Here is a 19638-nt window from a genome sequence, read left to right as displayed (position 1 = left end):
ACCCTGCGATGACCCATGGCCGATTCTGCTTTTTTCTGCACCCTGTCTCATGAAGGCGTTCTCGCGGTTCGCGGCGCGGATGCCGGCAAATTCCTGCAAGGCCAGTTGACCTGCAACATCAATTACCTGAGCGATACCCAAGCCAGCCTCGGCGCCCGCTGCACGCAGAAAGGCCGGATGCAGTCGAGCTTCCGCATCGTGCTGGAAGGCGACGGCGTGCTGCTGGCGATGGCGGGCGAACTGCTGGAGCCGCAACTGGCGGACCTGAAAAAGTACGCGGTGTTCTCCAAATCGAAACTGACCGACGAAAGCGCCTCCTGGGTGCGCTTCGGTCTGGATCATGGCGATGCTGCGCTGAGCAGCCTGGGTCTGGAACTGCCGGCAGAAACCGACAGCGTGGCCCGCCACGAAGGGCTGATCGCAATTCGCGTCTCCCCGAACCGTGCCGAACTCTGGGTGCCCGCCGATCAGGCCGACACCGTCAAAGGCAAACTGTCCGCGCAATTGAGCGAAGGCGAACTGAATCAATGGCTGCTGGGCCAGATTCGCGCCGGGATCGGTCAGGTCATGCCGAGCACCCGCGAGCTGTTCATCCCGCAGATGCTCAATCTGCAGGCCGTCGGCGGCGTGAGCTTCAAGAAAGGCTGCTACACCGGCCAGGAAATCGTCGCGCGCATGCAATACCTGGGCAAACTCAAGCGTCGCCTGTATCGCGTGCAACTGGACGCCGCTGAGTTGCCGGAGCCCGGCACCGCGCTGTTCGCCCCGAGCCACGGCAGTTCCATCGGCGAAGTGGTGCTGGCCGCCCGTACCGAAAAGAATATTGAACTGCTGGCGGTGTTGCAGGCCGAAGCTGCCGAAGCGGGCGACTTGCATCTGGGCTCGGCCGAAGGTCCGGCGCTGCACTTGCTCGACCTGCCATACGAACTGGATCGCGACCGCGAAATCCAGCGTTGATCGCAGCATTTGTTGCAACACCCTAGAGAAACGACATGAGTGAGCTGGCGGATAAGGTCCAACAGGATTTGGTTGAGGCCATCGATAACGATGACCTGGTTCTGCCAACGTTACCGGAAGTGGCCCTGCAGATTCGCAAGGCCGCGGAAGATCCGGACATCAGCGTCAGCGACCTGAGCAAAGTGATCGGCCGTGACACGGCGCTGTCGGCGCGTCTGATCAAAGTGGTCAACAGCCCGCTGCTGCGCGCCACCCAGGAAGTCACCGACCTGCACACCGCCATCACCCGGCTCGGCGTCAACTACAGCAGCAACCTGGCGATCGGTCTGGTGATGGAGCAGATCTTCCACGCCCGCTCCGACGTGGTCGAACAGAAGATGCGCGAAGTCTGGCGCAAGAGCCTGGAGATCGCCGGCGTCAGCTACGCCCTGTGCCGCCGTTACACCCAGCTCAAGCCCGATCAGGCTGCGCTCGGTGGACTGGTTCATCAGATCGGCGTGCTGCCGATCCTGACGTATGCCGAAGACCACTACGAATTGCTGTCCGATCCGGTCAGCCTCAACCATGTGATCGATCACATTCACCCGTTGCTCGGCGACAAATTGCTGCGGGTCTGGGAGTTTCCGGAGCGTCTGGTGGAGCTGCCGGGGCTGTATCAGGACCTCAAGCGCGAATCGCAGCACATCGATTACGTCGACATCGTGCAAGTGGCCAGCCTGTATTGCCACAAGGACACCGACCACCCGCTGGCCCGCATCGATCCGTTCAGCGTGCCGGCGTTCCGCAAGCTTGGTATCGATCCGGAAAACAAGGCGCTGTGCGCCGATCTGGAAGAATCGCGGTCGATGTTCTACTGATCACCGGCGACAAAACTCACCCGTACCTTCAAACCCGCCTGCTCACCATCGTGCAGACTGATCTGCGCCAGATGCGCGCGGCAGATTTCCCCGACAATCGCCAACCCCAGCCCGGAACCGGCCACCTGCTGGTTGCGCCGGTAAAAACGTTCGAACACCCGATCCCGCTCTTCGAGCGGAATGCCCGGCCCATCGTCTTCAACCTCCAGCACCGCCGGCGGCGTAACCCGCAGAATCACGTTGCCGCCCGGCGGCGTGTGGGCCAGCGCGTTGTCCACCAGATTGCTCAGCAACTCGTTGAGCAATGTCGGCTCGCCACGCAGCCATACCGGCTCGTCCGCTTCCAGCGCCAGCGCGACACCCCGCGCATGGGCCAGTGGAGCCATGGCCATGCCCAGTTCTCGCGCCAACTGACTCAGATCGAGCAACTGCGCACCGCCCTCGGCAATCGCCCGGGCGCCGTTTTCCACTCGAGCCAGCGACAGCAATTGATTGGCCAGATGGGTCAGGCGATCCGTGCTTTGTGCCGAGGATTCCAGCGTTTCGCGCCAGGTCTGCGGCTCGTTCGAGCGCAAGCCCAGTTCAAGTCGCGCCTTGAGCGCCGCCAGTGGCGTGCGCAGCTCATGGGCTGCATCGGCGATGAATTGCGCCTGCCGCTCGAACTGGCCACGCAGGCGTTCGGTGAAATGGTTGAGCGCACGCACCAGCGGCGACAACTCATGCTGGACTTCCACCAGCGGCAACGGACGCAAGTCGTCAGGCTGGCGCTCTTCCACTGCCGTGCGCAGACGTTCGATCGGCCGCAACGCAGCGCTCACCGCAAACCACACCAGCAACAACGCGCCAATCGCCAGCATCCCCAGCCGCAGCAAGGTATCTGCCGCCAGACTGCGGGCCATGCTGACGCGCGCCTCATCGGTTTCGGCAACGCGGATTTCAGCCATGCCGTTCATGTTCGGCTCGCTGACCGCTTTGAGCAGGCTGACCACACGCACGTTCTGGCCCTGATATTTCGCGTCGTAAAACCGCGCCAGGGCGGGATAGCTGTCGGTTCTCGGCGTGCCCGGCGGCGGGCCCGGCAGGTTTTCATAACCGGAAATCAACTTCTGGTTGATGTCGTTGACCTGGTAATAGATGCGCCCGGCACTGTCGTAAGCAAAGGTATCGAGCGCCACGTATGGCACGTCGGCACTGAGACTGCCATCGCGCTGCGACAGACCGGCAGCGATGGTCCGCGCCGAGGCCAGCAGCGTGCGGTCGTAGGCGGTGTCGGCGGCTTCGCGACCATTCCAGTACGCACTCAATCCGCTGGCGAGCATCAACACCACCAGCAGCAGCGCGAGGTTCCACAGCAACCGCCAGCGCAGGCTGCTGGGCTTATGCATCGCGGCTTTCCAGCAGATAGCCCAGACCGCGGAAGGTCACGATGGCCACCGAATGGCCGTCGAGTTTCTTGCGCAGGCGGTGCACGTAGATTTCGATGGCGTCGGGGCTGGCCTCTTCGTCGAGACCGAACACCTGCGCAGCCAGTTGTTCCTTGCTCATCACCCGCCCCGGACGGGCAATCAGCGCCTCGAGCACCGCCTGTTCGCGAGAGGTCAGCGTCAGCAATTCATCGTCGAGGGTGAAGCGCCGAGTGTCGAGGTCGTAGGCCAGCACACCGCAACGCTGCTGGCGTTCGCCGCCGAGCACGCTACGGCGCAACAGCGCTTTGACCCGCGCTTCGAGTTCAGTGAGTTCGAACGGCTTGGCGAGATAATCGTCAGCCCCAAGATTGAGCCCATGGACCCGATCCTTGACGTCGCTGCGAGCGGTCAGCATCAGCACCGGCAGGTTCTTGCCCCGGGCGCGCAGGCGCGCCAACACCTCAAAACCGTCCATGCGTGGCAGGCCGACATCAAGGATCGCCACCGCGTATTCCTCGCTGCCCAGGGCCAGGTCGGCAGCCACGCCATCGTGCAAGACGTCCACGGTCAGACCGGTGCTCTTGAGCGCCTGGGCGACGCTTTCGGCCAGCGGCAAATGGTCTTCGACGAGCAGGACACGCATGGATCTCTACCTCATTCAGGGATGGCCGGCGCCATTCTTTGCGGCGGAGTTTACAGCCGCAACCGCCACTGTGAAGCCCGAAAACACGCGAAAGAATACTGAAAGGTTAGCGAAAGGTTGGGCCGTTAGAGTCGCTTCACCGAGGGTCCCGACTGCCGACCTTCGCCGTTTTGTCTGTTCATACACCGTAGCTTCAAAACGTAGCTCTCGAAAAACGCCTCGATGCGTTTTCGCCAATAAGAACAATAACGAGGTACTGCACCATGCTGTCCACACAGCTTCAGGTTGACCCGTTCCATTCTTCCTCTCGAATTTCCCCGTTTTCGCTTGTCAGCGCCATCGTCGGCTGCGCGGCGTTCAACCCGTCCGGGTCTGAGCCTGTTAGCCTGCGCGCGCGAAACCGCCGCACCTGAAACATCCCCAAAAACAACAACTCCCGTGGAGACACTCATGAACCGATCCCTGCGCCGTTTCGCCCTCGCCGCTGGCTGCGTGCTGTTCGCCGGCCAACTGATGGCCGAACCGAAACGTCCGGAATGCATTGCCCCCGCCTCCCCCGGTGGCGGTTTCGACCTGACCTGCAAACTGGCGCAAAGCGCGCTGGTCAATGAAAAACTGCTGACCAAACCGATGCGCGTGACCTACATGCCCGGCGGCGTCGGCGCGGTGGCGTACAACGCCGTTGTGGCGCAGCGTCCCGCCGATGCGGGCACTCTGGTGGCGTGGTCCAGCGGTTCGCTGCTGAACCTGGCCCAGGGCAAGTTCGGTCGGTTCGATGAAACCAACGTGCGCTGGCTGGCGGCGGTCGGCACCAGCTACGGCGCCATCGCGGTGAAAAGCGATTCGCCCTACAAAACCCTCGATGATCTCGTGCAGGCGCTGAAGAAAGATCCGAGTTCCGTGGTCATTGGCTCCGGCGGTACCGTCGGCAGCCAGGACTGGATGCAGACTGCGCTGATCGCCAAAGCCGCCGGGATCAACCCGCGCGACCTGCGCTACGTCGCCCTCGAAGGGGGCGGCGAGATCGCCACCGCCCTGCTCGGCGGTCATATCCAGGTCGGCAGTACCGACATTTCCGACTCCATGCCGCATATCCAGAGCGGCGACATGCGCCTGCTGGCCGTGTTTGCCGAGAAACGCCTGGACGAGCCGGAAATGAAGGACATCCCAACCGCTCGTGAGCAAGGCTACGACATCGTCTGGCCAGTGGTGCGCGGTTTCTACCTCGGGCCAAAAGTCAGCGATGAAGACTACGCCTGGTGGAAAGACTCCTTCGACAAACTCCTCGCCTCCGACGACTTCGCCAAGCTGCGCGATCAGCGTGAGCTCTTCCCGTTCGCCATGACCGGTCCCGAGCTGGACACCTACGTCAAGAAACAAGTGGCGGACTACAAGGTGCTGGCCAAAGAGTTCGGCCTGATTCAGTGATCGTCTCTGTCTAGCGTCCATGGCCCTCTCGCCGGGGCCATGGCAGGAGTTCCCTCATGCTTATTCAACGCATTTTTGCCTCAGTGCTGTTGCTGGCCTGCGCCGGCCTGGCGCTGATGGCGTGGCCGTATCAGGCGGCTTTTTCCTACGAACCGGTGGGCCCTCGGGCGTTTCCATTGCTGATGCTCGGCCTGATGGGCCTAGCGCTGCTGTACATGGTGTTCCGCCCGGCGCCGATCAAACACAGCGAGGACGAACCGCCGCTGGATCGCGAAACCCTGACCAAGATCGCAATCTGCGTCGCCCTGCTGCTGGTGTTCGCCGGTTTGTTCGAACCGCTGGGCTTCATCCTCAGCAGCATTCTGATCGGCATCCCGATGGCGCGCCTGTATGGCGGGCGCTGGGTGCCCAGCGTCATTGTCACGACGCTGATGGCGATTGGTTTGTATGTGTTGTTCGACCGCGTGATGGACGTACCGCTGCCCCTCGGCCTGCTCGACGTTCTGGAGAACTGATATGGATACTCTCGGTTATTTGGGTCAGGGCTTCGGCGTCGCGCTGAGTCCGTACAACCTGGTCACGGCCCTGACCGGCACGTTGATCGGCACCGTGGTCGGGTTGTTGCCGGGCCTTGGCCCGATCAATGGTGTGGCGTTGCTGATCCCGATCGCGTTCGCCCTCGGACTGCCGCCGGAATCTGCCCTGATCCTGCTGGCGGCGGTCTATCTGGGCTGCGAATACGGCGGCCGGATCAGCTCGATCCTGCTGAACATTCCGGGCGAAGCCTCCACCGTGATGACTACCCTCGACGGTTACCCGATGGCCCGCAAAGGCCTGGCCGGCGTGGCATTGTCGTTGTCGGCATGGAGTTCGTTCATCGGCGCCTTCATCGCCACCTGCGGCATGGTGCTGTTCGCCCCGCTGCTCGCGAAATGGGCGATTGCCTTCGGTCCGGCGGAATACTTCGTGTTGATGGTGTTCGCGATTGTCTGTCTCGGCGGCATGGCCGGTGACCGACCGCTGAAGACTTTCATTGCGGCGTTGATCGGCCTGTTCCTGTCCAGCGTCGGCATCGACGCCAACAGCGGCGTTTACCGTTTCACCGGCGACAACATTCACCTGACTGACGGCATTCAGTTCGTGGTGCTGGTACTGGGCCTGTTCTCGGTCAGCGAAATCCTCCTGCTGCTGGAAAAAACCCATCGCGGCCAGGAAGCGGTGAAAGCCACCGGGCGGATGATGTTCAACTTCAAGGAAGCAGCGTCGGTGTTCGTGGTGAACATCCGTTGCGGCCTGCTCGGTTTCATCATGGGCGTGTTGCCGGGTGCCGGCGCGACCCTGGCCAGCGCCGTGGCCTACATGACCGAAAAACGCATCGCCGGCGCCAGCGGCAAGTTTGGTCAGGGCGACGCCCGCGGCCTCGCCGCACCGGAAACCGCCATCGGTGCCTCCGCTTGCGGCGCGCTGGTGCCGATGCTGACCCTCGGCGTTCCGGGTTCGGGCACCACGGCGGTGATGATCGGCGCCCTGTCGCTGTACAACATCACCCCCGGCCCGCTGCTGTTCCAGCAACAGCCGGACATCGTCTGGGGCCTGATCGCTTCGCTGTTCATCGCCAACATCATGCTGGTGATCCTGAACATCCCGATGATCCGCATCTTCACCCGTATCCTCGCCGTGCCGAACTGGGCTCTGGTGCCGGTCATCGCGATCATCACCGGGATCGGTGTGTACGCCGTACACGCGACCACGTTCGACCTGTTCCTGATGGTCGGCATCGGCATCTTCGGCTACATCCTGCGCAAACTGGATTTCCCGCTGTCGCCAGTCCTGCTGGGGTTCATCCTCGGCGGGCTGATGGAGCAGAACCTGCGCCGGGCGCTGTCGATTTCCAACGGTGCGCTGGAAATCCTCTGGTCGAGTCCGATCACCTTCGGCGTCTGGGTGTTGACTGCCATCATGTTGCTGATGCCGCTGCTGCGCATCTGGCGCAAACGCTCGGCCGCGCAACGCGCCGTTGCCGATGTCTGATCGGCTCTCCCTCAAAACCTGGTGGGGAACCCCGCTGGTCGGTCTGCTTGGCGGTTACATCGCCAGCCAGATCGGCTGGCCGCTGCCGTGGATGGTCGGCTCGTTGCTGGCGATCATCCTGGTGCGCTGCCTGACCCCGTGGCAATTGACCGAAATCCCTGGCGGCCGCAAGTGCGGCCAGTGGATCGTCGGAATCGGCATCGGCCTGCACTTCACCCCGCTGGTGATGGAGCAGGTGCTCGGCCACTTCGGCCTGATCTTCTTCGGCGCGCTGGTCACCAGCCTCTCGGCGGTGGTCGGCGTGTGGCTGATGCGCCGCACCGGCGAGGATCGCGCCACGGCATTTTTCTCCAGCATGCCCGGCGGCTCCGGGGAGATGGTCAATCTCGGCGCCCGCAACGGCGCGCTGCTCAGCCATGTCGCGGCCGGGCAGAGTCTGCGGGTGTTGGTGGTGGTGTTGTGTGTTCCGGCGGCGTTCAAGTATCTGCTGGGTGACGGCACCCCGATTTCACACGCCGGCAGCGTCGATTGGCGCTGGCTGGCGATTCTTTTTCCGGCGGGCGGCCTGCTCGCCTGGCTCTGGCAACGTCTGCGTCAACCCAACCCTTGGCTGTTCGGTCCGCTGTTGGTCAGCGCGGCGGTGAGCATCGGCTGGGACCTGCACATCGGCCTGCCCAATGGCGGGAGCCAGATCGGCCAGTGGTTGATCGGCAGTGGGCTGGGTTGTCACTTCAACCGCCAGTTCTTCCGCCGCGCCCCGTCGTTCATGGGGCGCACATTGATCGGCACGGCGCTGACCATGTTGATCGCGACACTGGCGGCGTTGGGATTGAGTGCGCTGACCCATCTGGACCTGCGCTCGCTGACGTTGGGCATGATGCCCGGCGGCATTGCAGAGATGAGCCTGACGGCAGAGACCCTGCAACTGTCGGTGCCGCTGGTGACGGCAATGCAGGTGATGCGGCTGCTGTTCGTGTTGTTTCTGGCGGAACCGTTGTTCAAATACTGGAACCGCCAGCCCTGAGCATCAGACCACCGACGGCAAGCGCCACTCGATCGGCGCTTCGCCATTCTGCTCCAGGAATTTATTGGTGCGGCTGAAATGCCCGCAACCGAGGAAGCCGCGATAGGCTGACAGCGGCGACGGGTGCACCGAGGTCAGCACCAGATGTTTGGTGGCATCGATCAGCTTCTGCTTGCTCTGCGCATGGGCGCCCCAGAGCATGAACACCAGATGCGGTTGTTTCTGGCTGACCACTTCAATGATCCGATCCGTGAAGAACTGCCAGCCCTTGTCCTTGTGCGCATTGGCGTTGGCGCGCTCGACGGTCATGGTGGTGTTGAGCATCAGCACACCCTGATCGGCCCAGCTCTGCAGATAGCCGTGATTGGGGATGTCGATGTTCAGGTCGCGCTTCAACTCTTTATAGATGTTGACCAACGATGGCGGCGCCGGCACGCCCGGTTGCACCGAAAAGCACAAGCCATGAGCCTGGCCCGGGCCGTGGTACGGATCCTGGCCGAGAATGACCACTTTCACCTTGTCCAGCGGCGTCGAGTTCAACGCGTTGAAGATCATCGGGCCCGGCGGATAGATTTCCTTGCCGGCCGCCCGCTCCTGCTGCAGAAAAGTGCGCAACTCTGCCATGTAGGGCTGGTCGAATTCGGCACGCAGTGCCTCCTTCCAGCTCGGTTCGAGTTTGATACGGTCGTCAGCAGTCATGGTCATACCCGGCAAAAACAATGGGGCGAACCCTAGGAAAGCCGACCACGCTTGTCAATTGATCTGACGCAGATCCGGCACTTTCCCACACAGCGATCATACTGATCGTTCAAATTCCCGATCGAGGTCACGATGAATCTGCACTTCGAAGAACTCACCGGCACCGACGGCGCGCGCATCGGCGTGGCAACGCTGGATGCCGAAAAGTCGCTCAATGCGCTGTCCCTGCCGATGATCCACGCCTTGAGCGACAAACTGAACGCCTGGGCCAAGGATCCACAAATCGTCTGCGTGCTGCTGCGCGGCAACGGCGCCAAGGCGTTCTGCGCCGGCGGCGAAGTCCGCAGCCTGGTGGAAGCCTGCCGGGCCCATCCCGGTGAGGTGCCGCCGCTGGCCGCCCAGTTTTTCAACGCTGAATACCACCTGGACTACAGCCTGCACACCTATCCGAAACCGTTGATCTGCTGGGGACACGGATATGTGCTGGGCGGTGGCATGGGCCTCTTGCAAGGCGCGAGCATCCGGATCGTCACGCCGAGCAGTCGTCTGGCGATGCCGGAAATCAGCATCGGCCTGTACCCGGATGTCGGCGCCAGTTGGTTCCTCTCGCGGCTGCCGGGCAAGCTCGGTTTGTTCCTTGGCTTGACCGGCGCGCACATGAACGGTCGCGATGCGATCGATCTGGATCTGGCCGACCGTTTCCTGCTCGACGAACAGCTGCAGGAACTGATCGACGGTTTGTTGCAGCTGAATTGGCAGGAACAGACCGCGATGCAGCTCAACAGCCTGCTCAAGGCGTTACAGCAGGAAGCCGTGGCGCAGATGCCTGAGGCGCAATGGCTGCCGCGTCGACAGCAGATCGATGAATGGCTGGATGTCAGCGACGTGGTCTGCGCCTGGAAAGCCATCAGCCTGCATCGCGACAGCAGCGACCCGTTGATTGCCCGTGCCGCGAAAACCATGAGCGAAGGTTCGCCACTGACCGCGCATCTGGTCTGGGAACAGATCATCCGCGCCCGCCACATGTCGCTGGCCGAAGTCTTTCAGATGGAATACACCCTGAGCCTCAATTGCTGCCGGCATCCGGAGTTCAGCGAAGGGGTCCGGGCGCGGCTGATCGACAAGGATCAAAAACCGCACTGGCACTGGCCGGACATCGCCCGGGTGCCGGACGCGGTGGTCGAGGCGCACTTTCACAAGGTGTGGGAGGGGCGGCATCCGCTGGCGGATCTCTCCAGTTACTGAAATCCAGGCACAAAAAAAGCGGCGCTCAATGCGCCGCTTTTTTGCGGGGGGTTACCAGCGGTTGCCGTGTCGGTTGTAGTCGCCGCGTCCACTGTGACGGTCGTAGTTGCCACGACCCCGGCGGTCATCCCAGCCACCGCGACGGTGGTCGTCCCAGCGTCCGCGATCATGACCGTGCCAGCGACGGTTCTCGTAGTAGCGCGGGGCCGGTTGGTAGTAACGAGGCGCCGAGTAATAGCGTGGAGCCGGTTGGTAATAGCGTGGCGCTGGCTGGTAGTAGCGCGGCGCCGAATAATACGTGCTGCCGCCGGTGTAATAGGTGCCACCGCTGTAATACGAAGGTGCCTGCGATGTGTAGACCTCTGAGCTGTAGTAGCCATCTCCGTAGGAATAAGGGACGCATCCGCCAAGGGAAAAGAGCATCACGGTAAACAGAAGAATTCGGCGATACATGGCGGCCTCCTGGACCGCGGGTAGCCACACCAGCGACGCTGGCAGGCGTCAGTCTTTCATTCGGCGACTGACGAAATATCTGACAGCGATTTCGGCATCCGGTGCGTTTCTGCAACAACTTGAAACAAGTGATTGATGAAACCTTGTTCATGCAGAAACGCCGTCATTCAGCCGCTGATTAGTGGTGCCCACCGTGGTATCCGCCGCCGTGATAACCCCGTCCGTAACCGCCGCGATAGCCATGGCCGCCGTAGTAATAGCGGGCGCCACCGTAGTAACGCGGGCCGTAATAACCACCGTAGTAATAGGGCGAGTAATAGCCGGGATAGTAATAGGGCGTGGAGTAAACATCGTAGCCGCCGGCGTAGTAGTAACAGCCGGACAGCCCTAGACCGAGCACTGCTCCCAGCAGCACCCGACGCAGCAATTTTGAAATACGCATGGCGGCCTCCTGAAAGACCTGTGACAGCAGTCGGCACAGACCGGCTGACATCAGATTTGACTGGCTGACCGCTACCGAGTGCCCAACCCTCAGGGGCATCGGATCAGCGGCAGCGGACGCTGCATGACGGTGCAACTGCGCACCAACACAAAGCGCTCACAGGCGTTAGCCATCCGCCGCAACGTCACGAAAGCCCGTAACAGAGCGTCCGACCCGACTTGGCACGCCTCTCGCTTTAGCAAACCCGTGCAGGAGTCATCACGGTTCGCGGCACCACAATTTGCAATGGCTGACTAGGGTTCCGGCTCGCATCTGCGAGTGGCTGGTCCGAGAGTTGGCGACCTCCAGTTGAGGTTACACGGCGGGACAAAAGCCCGGGAGACAAGCCACCGTTCGCGGTGCCGCGTTGCCTTCCTGTCCGCCCTCGATCAACTGGAGAAGCCACCATGTCCCGACTACGTTTGCCCGCCCTGCTCGCCGCCGCGTTCGCCGCGCTCATCAGCACTCAATCCCCCGCCGCGCAGAAAGACCACTTCAGCGTCTGCTGGACGATCTACGCCGGCTGGATGCCATGGGAATACGCCGGCAGCCAGGGCATCGTCGATAAATGGGCGAAGAAATACGGGATCAAGATCGACGTGGTCCAGCTCAACGACTACGTCGAATCAATCAATCAATACACCGCCGGTCAGTTCGATGGCTGCACCATGACCAACATGGATGCCCTCACCATTCCGGCCGCTGGCGGCGTCGACAGCACCGCGCTGATCGTCAGCGATTTCTCCAACGGCAACGACGGCATCGTCCTCAAGGGCGAAGGCAAGAAAGTCGCCGACCTCAAGGGCATGGACGTCAACCTGGTCGAACTGTCGGTCTCGCATTACCTGCTGGCCCGCGCACTGGACTCGGTCGATCTGACCGAAAAAGACCTGAAAGTGGTCAACACCTCCGACGCCGACATTTCCGCCGCCTTCAACACCGAACAGGTCAACGCCGTCACCACCTGGAACCCGATGCTTTCGGACATCAAGGCCAAACCCGGGGTGACCGAAGTCTTCAACTCCAGCCAGATCCCCGGCGAAATCATGGACATGATGGTGGTCAACAGCGCCACCCTCAAAGACAACCCGGCCCTGGGCAAGGCACTGACCGGCGCGTGGTTCGAAGTGGTCGAGTTGATGAACGCGAAAAACGCGGCGAGCAAAGCCGCGCTGGAGCACATGGCCAAAGCCTCGGGCACCGACCTGGCCGGATTCCAGGCGCAACTGGACACCACCAAACTCTTCGCCACACCGAAAGAAGCCCTGGCGTTCGCCACCAGCAAGCAACTGCCGGAAACCATGCGCAGGGTTGCCGAGTTCTCGTTCCAGCACGGTTTGCTCGGTGAAGGCGCGAAAGACACCAGCGCGGTCGGCATGGCATTCGCCAACGGCGTGACCAGCGGCGACACCGGCAACCTCAAGCTGCGTTTCGATCCGACCTACGTGCAGATGGCCGCTGACGCCAAGCTGTAAGACACGGAGGATTTGGCCATGCGCCTGATCAATCGCCACCCGGATCGCCCGAGTCGCCTGTTGCTGGTGATCCTGCCGTTCGCCCTGGTGCTGTTCGCCTATTTCATGGGCTCGGCCGAGCGCCTGGCGGACAATCCCAACGACAAACTGCTGCCCAGCGCGGTGCAGATGACCGACGCGGTGAAACGCCTGGCCTTCAACGCCGACAGCCGCACCGGTGAATACCTGCTCTGGCAAGACACCGCGTCGAGCCTGCGACGCCTGGCCATCGGCCTCGGCATCGCGGCACTGGCCGGGTTATGCCTGGGCATGGCCGCCGGCACCCTGCCGCTGTTCGGCGCACCGTTGTCGCCGATGTTGACGGTGCTGTCGATGGTGCCGCCGCTGGCAATCCTGCCGATCCTGTTTATCGTCTTCGGCCTCGGCGAGCTGTCGAAAGTGATGCTGATCGTGATCGGTATCACCCCGGCCCTCGCCCGTGATCTGGAACAGCGCGCCCGGGACATCCCCGTCGAACTGCTGATCAAGGCGCAGACCCTCGGCGCCTCGACCTGGACATTGATGCTGCGTGTGGTGCTGCCGCAACTGTTGCCGCGTCTGCTGATCTCGCTGCGGCTGATGCTCGGTTCGGCGTGGCTGTTCCTGATCGCCGCCGAAGCCATCGCCTCCACCGACGGTCTGGGCTACCGGATTTTCCTCGTGCGCCGTTACCTGGCGATGGACGTGATCCTGCCGTACGTGGTCTGGATCACCCTGCTCGCCTGGCTGATGGATTGGGGCCTCAAATACCTGACCCGTCGGGCATTCCCCTGGTATGAGGGGGCCGCCAAATGAGCTTCATCACGGTGAAAAACGTCTGGCAGCAATACGCCGACCAAGTGGTGCTCGAAGGCTTGAACCTCAACGTCAACGAGGGCGAGTTCTGCACGCTGGTCGGTGCTTCGGGCTGCGGCAAGTCGACCTTCCTGCGCCTGCTGCTGGGGCAGGAAACCGCCAGTCGCGGCGAGATTCTGCTCGACGGCCAGCCGCTGGCCCGAGAGCCGGATGCCAGCCGTGGCGTGGTGTTCCAGCGCTACTCGGTGTTCCCGCACCTGAGCGTACTGGACAACGTCGCCCTCGGCCTCGAACTGCCCCGGGCGCCACTGCTCGGGCGCTTGTTCGGCAGCGCGAAAAAAGACGCCCGCGAACAGGCTTCGGCGCTGCTGCAAAAAGTCGGCCTCGGCCATGCGCTGGACAAGTACCCCGCGCAGCTCTCGGGCGGCATGCAACAGCGGCTGGCGATCGCCCAGGCGCTGATCATGAAACCGCGGGTTTTGCTGCTCGACGAACCGTTCGGCGCGCTCGATCCGGGCATTCGCAAGGACATGCACGCGCTGCTGCTGGAGCTGTGGCGCGAAACGCAACTGACCGTGTTCATGGTCACCCACGACCTGTCCGAAGGCTTCAGCCTCGGCACTCGCCTGCTGGTGTTCGACAAGGTCCGCCTCGACCCGCACGCCCCCGGCGCCTATGGCGCCCGCATCACCTACGACATCCCTTTGAACAGCGACCGCCGCGCCGAACGCGCCGCCGTCGACGCCCTGCCCGCCGCGTTGGCCGGCACGCTTCGTATTGCCTGAGAGGACTGCTCCCATGACTGATTCGACCCAACTGTTTCCACCCTTCGCCGAAGAAACCCTGCCCGGTGGCGGTCACCGTTCCTTCGTCCTTAAACGCGGCCAGTTGCTGCGCCTGACCGACCTGCGCGGCGGTGCCAACGTCAGCCTGACCCTGCTCAACGCCAACGAGAAAACCGAGCGCCTGAACCTGCCCGACAGCCTCAAGTGCCAACACACCGCCAAGCTCACCACCGGCCATTGCCTGTACTCGGACATGGGTCGGGTGCTGGCGGCAATCACCGCCGACACCTGCGGCTGGAGCGACAGCCTCGGCGGTGTGCTGTGCGCTGAAGAGGTCGCGGAAAAATACGGCCAGGGCCGCTATCAGGAACTGCGCAACGGCTTCTTTCGCAACGGCACCGACAACCTGCTGGTAGAACTGGGCAAGTGGGGCCTGGGCCTGTCCGACCTGCTGATGACCCTCAACCTGTTCAGCCGGGTCAACGTCGATGAAGCCGGGCGCTTCCATTTCGTCGAAGGCCATTCGAAGGCCGGCGACTACATCGAGCTGTACGCGCCGATGGACACCCTCGTCGTCCTCACTGCCCTGCAACACCCGATGGATCCGTCGCCCGACTACGCGCCAAAACCACTGAAGCTGAGCTGGATGAACGCCGACGCCAGCGTCGCCGAACACTGCCGTACCTCGCGCCCGGAGAACGAGCGCGGCTTTATCAACACCGACCGCTTGTTCGCCTGAGGATCGTCGCCATGTCAGTTGCAATCGCCACTTCGCAAAAACAACCCGACACTGCGGTGTACCGCGCCACCATTCCCGCTGGCGAACCCTGGCTGATGGAGGTCAAGGCCGGCCAGACTCTGCGTATCCTCGATCTTGAGGGCAATCAGGCAGTCGATACGCTGTTCTACAGCCTCGCCAATCCCCGTGAACGCTACGACGTGCAACGCACATTGCGCCGACAAAACAACGTCTACCTGAGCACCGGCAGCGTGCTGTATTCCAACCTTGGCAAACCTATGCTGACCATCATCGCCGACACCTGCGGCCGCCACGACACCCTCGGCGGCGCCTGCGCGCAAGAGAGCAACACCGTGCGCTACGCCCTGGAAAAACGCTACATGCACAGCTGCCGCGATAACTACCTGCGTGCCTGCGCCCACGACGGGCGCCTGGGCAAAGGTGACATCGGGCCGAACATCAATTTCTTCATGAACGTGCCCGTGACCGCCGACGGCGGCCTGACCTTCGAGGACGGCATTTCCGCGCCGGGCAAGTATGTCGACCTGCGCGCCGAGATGGACGTGATCGTGCTGATCTCCAACTGCCCGCAACTGAACAACCCGTGCAACGCCTACAACCCGACACCTGCGGAGCTACTGGTATGGAACTGACATTCGCCCGTCTGCGCCGTTGGCTTTTCGCCCTGTGCCAGGCCCGTTCCGGCCAGTGTCTGAAATCCCCAAAACACCCCTAAACCCTGTGGGAGCTGGCTTGCCAGCGATGGCGTCGGCACAGCCAACATTGATGATGACTGACACATCGCCATCGCGGGCAAGCCCGCTCCCACAAGGTCAATGGTGACTTTCGAAATTGTGATTTTGCCGTCGGGGACGACCCCGGCGCTCATCGAAAAACTGCGGGACGGCCCGCATCCCCTTCAGGGGTTTTGCCATGTTCGAAAAAGTCCTGATTGCCAACCGTGGCGCGATTGCCTGCCGCATTCTGCGCACCTTGCGTGAACTGCACGTCGAAGGCGTCGCGGTGTACTCCGAAGCCGATGCCGCCAGCCTGCACATCCTGCAAGCGGACGAAGCCCACAGCCTCGGTGAAGGCGCAGCGGCCGGCACTTATCTGGCCGTCGAAAAGATCCTCGCCATCGCCAAAGCCACTGGCGCCACAGCGATCCATCCCGGCTACGGCTTCCTCTCGGAAAACGCCGCATTCGCCGAAGCCTGCGCAAACCACGGCGTTGCCTTCATTGGCCCGACTCCGGAACAGCTGCGGGTGTTTGGCCTCAAGCACACCGCCCGCGCCTTGGCCAAACAGCACGGCGTGCCGATGCTCGAAGGCACCGAACTGCTCGACAGCCTCGACGCCGCGCTGATTGCCGGCGCGCACGTCGGTTATCCGGTGATGCTCAAAAGCACCGCTGGCGGTGGCGGCATCGGCATGCGCGTGTGCCGTAACGCCAGCGAACTGAGCGAGTCGTTCGAGGCGGTGAAGCGCCTCGGGCAGAACAACTTCAGCGACGCCGGGGTCTTCATCGAGAAGTACATCCAGCGTGCGCGGCATCTGGAAGTGCAAGTATTCGGCGATGGCCATGGCGAAGTGATCGCCCTCGGTGTGCGCGACTGCTCGGTGCAGCGGCGCAATCAGAAAGTCCTCGAGGAAACCCCGGCGCCGAACCTGCCCGAAGGCATGGCGGATGCGCTGTGCGCGGCGGCGATCAAACTGGCCAAAGCAGTGAATTACCGCAGCGCCGGCACCGTCGAATTCGTTTTCGACAGCGATGCGCAGCGCTTCTATTTTCTGGAAGTGAACACCCGGCTGCAGGTCGAACACGGCGTCACCGAACAGGTGTGGGGCGTTGATCTGGTGCGCTGGATGGTCGAGTTGGCGGCGGGAGATCTGCCGCCGCTGAGCGAGTTGTTTGAAAGCCTGAAACCGCAAGGCCACGCGATTCAGGCACGGCTGTATGCGGAGGATCCGGGGCGAGATTTCCAGCCGAGTCCGGGGCTGTTGACCGCTGTGGAGTTTCCTGCGGCCAACGGCATTCAACTGCGCATCGACACCTGGGTCGAGGCCGGTTGCGAGATCCCGCCCTACTTCGATCCGATGATCGCCAAAGTCATCAGCTGGGCGCCGACCCGCGAACAGGCCCGCGCCGAACTGCACCAGGCCCTCGGCGACAGCCTGCTGTACGGCGTGGAAACCAATCGCGACTACCTGCGGCAGATTCTGCTCGATGCGCCGTTTGCCAGCGGCGAGCCGTGGACCCGTTGCCTGGAAGGCCTGGTGTACCGGGCCAACACCTTCGAAGTGCTGAGCGCCGGCACCCAGACCAGCGTCCAGGACTACCCCGGTCGCCTCGGCTACTGGGCGGTCGGCGTGCCACCTTCGGGGCCGATGGACAGCCGCGCGTTGCGTCTGGGCAATCGCTTGCTGGGCAATGCCGAAGGCGCGGCGGCACTGGAAATCACCATGAACGGGCCCCTGCTGCGCTTCAATTGCGACGCGGTGGTGGCGGTGACGGGGGCGCCGTTGACGCTGACACTCGACGGCGAAGCGGTGCCGATGAACACCGTGCTGTTGATCGAAGCAGGCAGCCAGTTACATCTCGGCGGTTTGCTCGACGCTGGCGCCCGCAGCTACCTGTGCCTGCGCGGCGGCCTGCAGGTGCCGGATTATCTGGGCAGCAAAAGCACCTTCACCCTTGGTCAGTTCGGCGGGCATGGCGGGCGGGCCTTGCGCGCCGGTGACGTGCTGCATCTGGCTGCCCTGAATGAGCGCAGCGCCGGGCAGACATTAGCCCCCCATCACGTCAGCGAATTACCTGCCGTGCGCCGGATCCGCGTCATCTACGGCCCCCATGGCGCGCCTGAATATTTCACTGAAAACTACATCGGCACCTTTTTCGCCACGCACTGGGAAGTGCACTTCAACTCCAGCCGTACCGGCGTGCGCCTGATCGGGCCGAAACCAGAGTGGGTGCGCGCCGACGGCGGCGAGGCCGGGCTGCATCCGTCGAACATTCACGACAACCCCTACGCCATCGGCGCCGTGGACTTCACCGGCGACATGCCGGTAATCCTCGGCCCGGATGGCCCGAGCCTCGGTGGTTTCGTGTGCCCGGTGACGGTGATCGAGGCGGATCTCTGGCAGCTCGGGCAACTGAAGGCCGGGGACAAGGTGCAGTTTGAACCGGTCGATCTCAAGACTGCCCGCAACCTCGCCCTCAATTGGGATACCTGTGGGAGCCGGCTTGCCAGCGATGGGGCCCGAGCAGACACCGCGTCAACTTCATCGCTGGCAGGCCAGCTCCCACAGGGTCTGGTTTCGCCTGTGGTTCTGGAGTTGGGTCAGGACGACAAGCGGCTGGTCGGGCGTGTGTCCGGCGATACCCATCTGCTGCTGGAAATCGGCGCGCCGGAACTGGATCTGGTCCTGCGCTTTCGCGCCCATGCCCTGATGCAGGCGCTGGAAGGCAAAAACCTGCACGGCGTGATCGACCTGACACCGGGCATTCGTTCGTTGCAGATCCACTACCAGCCCGAACAATTGCCGCTGGCCGATCTGCTCGGCATCGTCGCCGGTGAATGGGATGCGGTGTGCGCCGCCCAGGACTTGCAAGTACCGTCGCGCATCGTCCATCTGCCGCTGTCCTGGGACGATCCGGCCTGCCAGTTGGCGATCGAGAAATACATGACCACCGTACGCAAGGACGCGCCGTGGTGCCCGAGCAACCTGGAGTTCATCCGCCGCATCAACGACCTGCCGAACCTCGACGAGGTGCAACGCACGGTGTTCGACGCGAGCTATCTGGTGATGGGCCTCGGTGATGTCTACCTTGGTGCGCCGGTCGCCACCCCGCTCGACCCGCGCCATCGGCTGGTGACCACCAAGTACAACCCGGCACGCACCTGGACCGCCGAGAACTCGGTGGGCATCGGCGGCGCCTACATGTGCGTGTACGGCATGGAAGGCCCCGGCGGTTACCAGTTTGTCGGGCGCACCTTGCAGATGTGGAACCGCTATCGCGAAGTCGCCGCGTTCGACGGCAAACCGTGGCTGCTGCGGTTTTTCGACCAGATCCGTTTCTACCCGGTCAGCGCCGAAGAACTGCTGCGCATCCGCCGCGACTTTCCCCTCGGCCGCTTCGAGCTGAACATCGAACACAGCCAGCTCAACCTCGCCGACTACCAGGCTTTTCTGCAACGCGAAGCCGAGAGCATCGACGCTTTCCGGACGCAGCAACAGGGTGCCTTCCAGGCGGAGCGCGAACGCTGGATCGCCAGTGGTCAGGCGCACTTCGACAGCGAAGAAGCCGTGCCGGACAGCAGCGAAGACACACCGCTGACCAGCGGCCAGCAGAGTATCGACAGCCACATTGCCGGCAACCTCTGGCAGGTGCAGGTCGAGGTCGGCAGTCGCGTGGCGGCCGGTGATGTGCTGGTGATTCTGGAGTCGATGAAGATGGAAATCCCCGTCCTCGCGCCCATGGCCGGGGTGGTACAGGACATTCGCGTGCAGCCGGGATCGGCGGTGCGTGCCGGACAACGGGTCGTGGTGCTGGAACTCGACTGAAACCATTTGCCAAAG

18 protein-coding genes and 1 riboswitch are annotated in these 19638 nt (G+C 62.8%); of the genes, 13 read left to right on the top strand and 5 right to left on the bottom strand.

Annotated elements, in window-relative coordinates; translation table 11 throughout:
- Positions 1–15 precede the first annotated feature (15 nt).
- Together ygfZ and ACKUG4_RS22950 are read left to right on the top strand one after the other, a co-directional pair.
- On the top strand, positions 16–957 hold the full coding sequence (gene ygfZ / locus ACKUG4_RS22955) for a CAF17-like 4Fe-4S cluster assembly/insertion protein YgfZ (protein WP_445434898.1): 942 nt from the start codon (positions 16–18) through the stop codon (positions 955–957).
- Positions 958–992: 35 nt separating this feature from the next.
- Positions 993–1814: an HDOD domain-containing protein gene (locus tag ACKUG4_RS22950; RefSeq protein ID WP_085611615.1), complete on the top strand. Its 822-nt coding sequence runs from the start codon at positions 993–995 to the stop codon at positions 1812–1814.
- Here the strand turns inward: ACKUG4_RS22950 and tctE are convergent.
- On the bottom strand, positions 1808–3199 hold the full coding sequence (gene tctE, locus ACKUG4_RS22945; RefSeq protein WP_445434897.1) for a two-component system sensor histidine kinase TctE: 1392 nt from the start codon (positions 3197–3199) through the stop codon (positions 1808–1810). The genes ACKUG4_RS22950 and tctE overlap by 7 nt on opposite strands.
- A complete protein-coding gene (tctD, locus tag ACKUG4_RS22940) occupies positions 3192–3863 on the bottom strand; it encodes a two-component system response regulator TctD (RefSeq protein ID WP_230735997.1) in 672 nt (223 codons plus the stop codon). The genes tctE and tctD overlap by 8 nt, the downstream gene beginning before the upstream one ends.
- Positions 3864–4313: 450 nt before the next feature.
- Here tctD and ACKUG4_RS22935 point away from each other — a divergent pair, with 450 nt between their 5' ends.
- From ACKUG4_RS22935 to ACKUG4_RS22920, 4 genes are read left to right on the top strand one after another with little or no spacing between them, the layout of a single operon-like run.
- On the top strand, positions 4314–5291 hold the full coding sequence (locus ACKUG4_RS22935) for a Bug family tripartite tricarboxylate transporter substrate binding protein (protein ID WP_039772690.1): 978 nt from the start codon (positions 4314–4316) through the stop codon (positions 5289–5291).
- 56 nt (positions 5292–5347) lie between these two features.
- Positions 5348–5806: a tripartite tricarboxylate transporter TctB family protein gene (locus tag ACKUG4_RS22930; protein ID WP_039772692.1), complete on the top strand. Its 459-nt coding sequence runs from the start codon at positions 5348–5350 to the stop codon at positions 5804–5806.
- A 1-nt stretch (position 5807) separates the two neighbouring features.
- Entirely contained in the window at positions 5808–7322 is a 1515-nt protein-coding gene (locus ACKUG4_RS22925) for a tripartite tricarboxylate transporter permease (protein ID WP_039772694.1), read from the top strand.
- Positions 7315–8346 (top strand): AbrB family protein, encoded by a 1032-nt coding sequence (locus ACKUG4_RS22920; protein ID WP_085648608.1) that lies wholly within the window; start codon positions 7315–7317, stop codon positions 8344–8346. Before ACKUG4_RS22925 ends, ACKUG4_RS22920 begins: the two co-directional genes overlap by 8 nt.
- A 3-nt stretch (positions 8347–8349) precedes the next feature.
- On the opposite strand, the gene ung is transcribed toward ACKUG4_RS22920, so the two are convergent.
- Complete coding sequence (gene ung, locus ACKUG4_RS22915) at positions 8350–9045, bottom strand: uracil-DNA glycosylase (RefSeq protein WP_064384152.1); 696 nt, start codon at positions 9043–9045, stop codon at positions 8350–8352.
- Positions 9046–9177: 132 nt separating this feature from the next.
- Between ung and dspII the strand changes: the two genes are divergently transcribed.
- Complete coding sequence (gene dspII, locus ACKUG4_RS22910; protein WP_445434896.1) at positions 9178–10290, top strand: enoyl-CoA hydratase/isomerase DspII; 1113 nt, start codon at positions 9178–9180, stop codon at positions 10288–10290.
- Between the two features lie 51 nt (positions 10291–10341).
- Here the strand turns inward: dspII and ACKUG4_RS22905 are convergent, their stop codons facing one another.
- Both ACKUG4_RS22905 and ACKUG4_RS22900 read right to left on the bottom strand, forming a co-directional pair.
- Positions 10342–10743 carry a hypothetical protein gene (locus ACKUG4_RS22905; protein WP_064594097.1) on the bottom strand — a complete coding sequence of 134 codons (402 nt, stop codon included), beginning with the start codon at positions 10741–10743 and terminating at the stop codon, positions 10342–10344.
- Positions 10744–10921: 178 nt separating this feature from the next.
- On the bottom strand, positions 10922–11185 hold the full coding sequence (locus tag ACKUG4_RS22900; RefSeq protein WP_064383076.1) for a hypothetical protein: 264 nt from the start codon (positions 11183–11185) through the stop codon (positions 10922–10924).
- 282 nt (positions 11186–11467) lie between these two features.
- Positions 11468–11568, top strand: a riboswitch (guanidine-I (ykkC/yxkD leader).
- Positions 11569–11631: 63 nt separating this feature from the next.
- Here ACKUG4_RS22900 and ACKUG4_RS22895 point away from each other — a divergent pair.
- The 6 genes from ACKUG4_RS22895 (at position 11632) to uca (ending at position 19623) form a co-directional block, all read left to right on the top strand.
- The gene (locus ACKUG4_RS22895; protein WP_282474941.1) at positions 11632–12699 is read left to right on the top strand and encodes a putative urea ABC transporter substrate-binding protein; all 1068 of its coding nucleotides are present in this window, start codon (positions 11632–11634) and stop codon (positions 12697–12699) included.
- Between the two features lie 18 nt (positions 12700–12717).
- Complete coding sequence (locus ACKUG4_RS22890; protein ID WP_085611623.1) at positions 12718–13533, top strand: ABC transporter permease; 816 nt, start codon at positions 12718–12720, stop codon at positions 13531–13533.
- On the top strand, positions 13530–14318 hold the full coding sequence (locus ACKUG4_RS22885) for an ABC transporter ATP-binding protein (RefSeq protein ID WP_445434895.1): 789 nt from the start codon (positions 13530–13532) through the stop codon (positions 14316–14318). Before ACKUG4_RS22890 ends, ACKUG4_RS22885 begins: the two co-directional genes overlap by 4 nt.
- A gap of 13 nt (positions 14319–14331) precedes the next feature.
- Positions 14332–15057: an urea amidolyase associated protein UAAP1 gene (locus ACKUG4_RS22880; protein WP_074691078.1), complete on the top strand. Its 726-nt coding sequence runs from the start codon at positions 14332–14334 to the stop codon at positions 15055–15057.
- Between the two features lie 11 nt (positions 15058–15068).
- Positions 15069–15710, top strand: a complete 642-nt coding sequence (locus ACKUG4_RS22875) for an urea amidolyase associated protein UAAP2 (protein ID WP_445434894.1) — start codon at positions 15069–15071, stop codon at positions 15708–15710.
- A gap of 280 nt (positions 15711–15990) precedes the next feature.
- Positions 15991–19623: an urea carboxylase gene (gene uca, locus ACKUG4_RS22870; RefSeq protein ID WP_445434893.1), complete on the top strand. Its 3633-nt coding sequence runs from the start codon at positions 15991–15993 to the stop codon at positions 19621–19623.
- Positions 19624–19638: the final 15 nt, after the last annotated feature.

The sequence above is a fragment of the Candidatus Pseudomonas auctus genome, from assembly GCF_048654275.1.
Classification (GTDB): domain Bacteria; phylum Pseudomonadota; class Gammaproteobacteria; order Pseudomonadales; family Pseudomonadaceae; genus Aquipseudomonas; species Aquipseudomonas pharyngis.
Note: the sequence above shows the minus strand (reverse complement) of the source record. Positions and strands in the feature narration are given on the sequence as shown.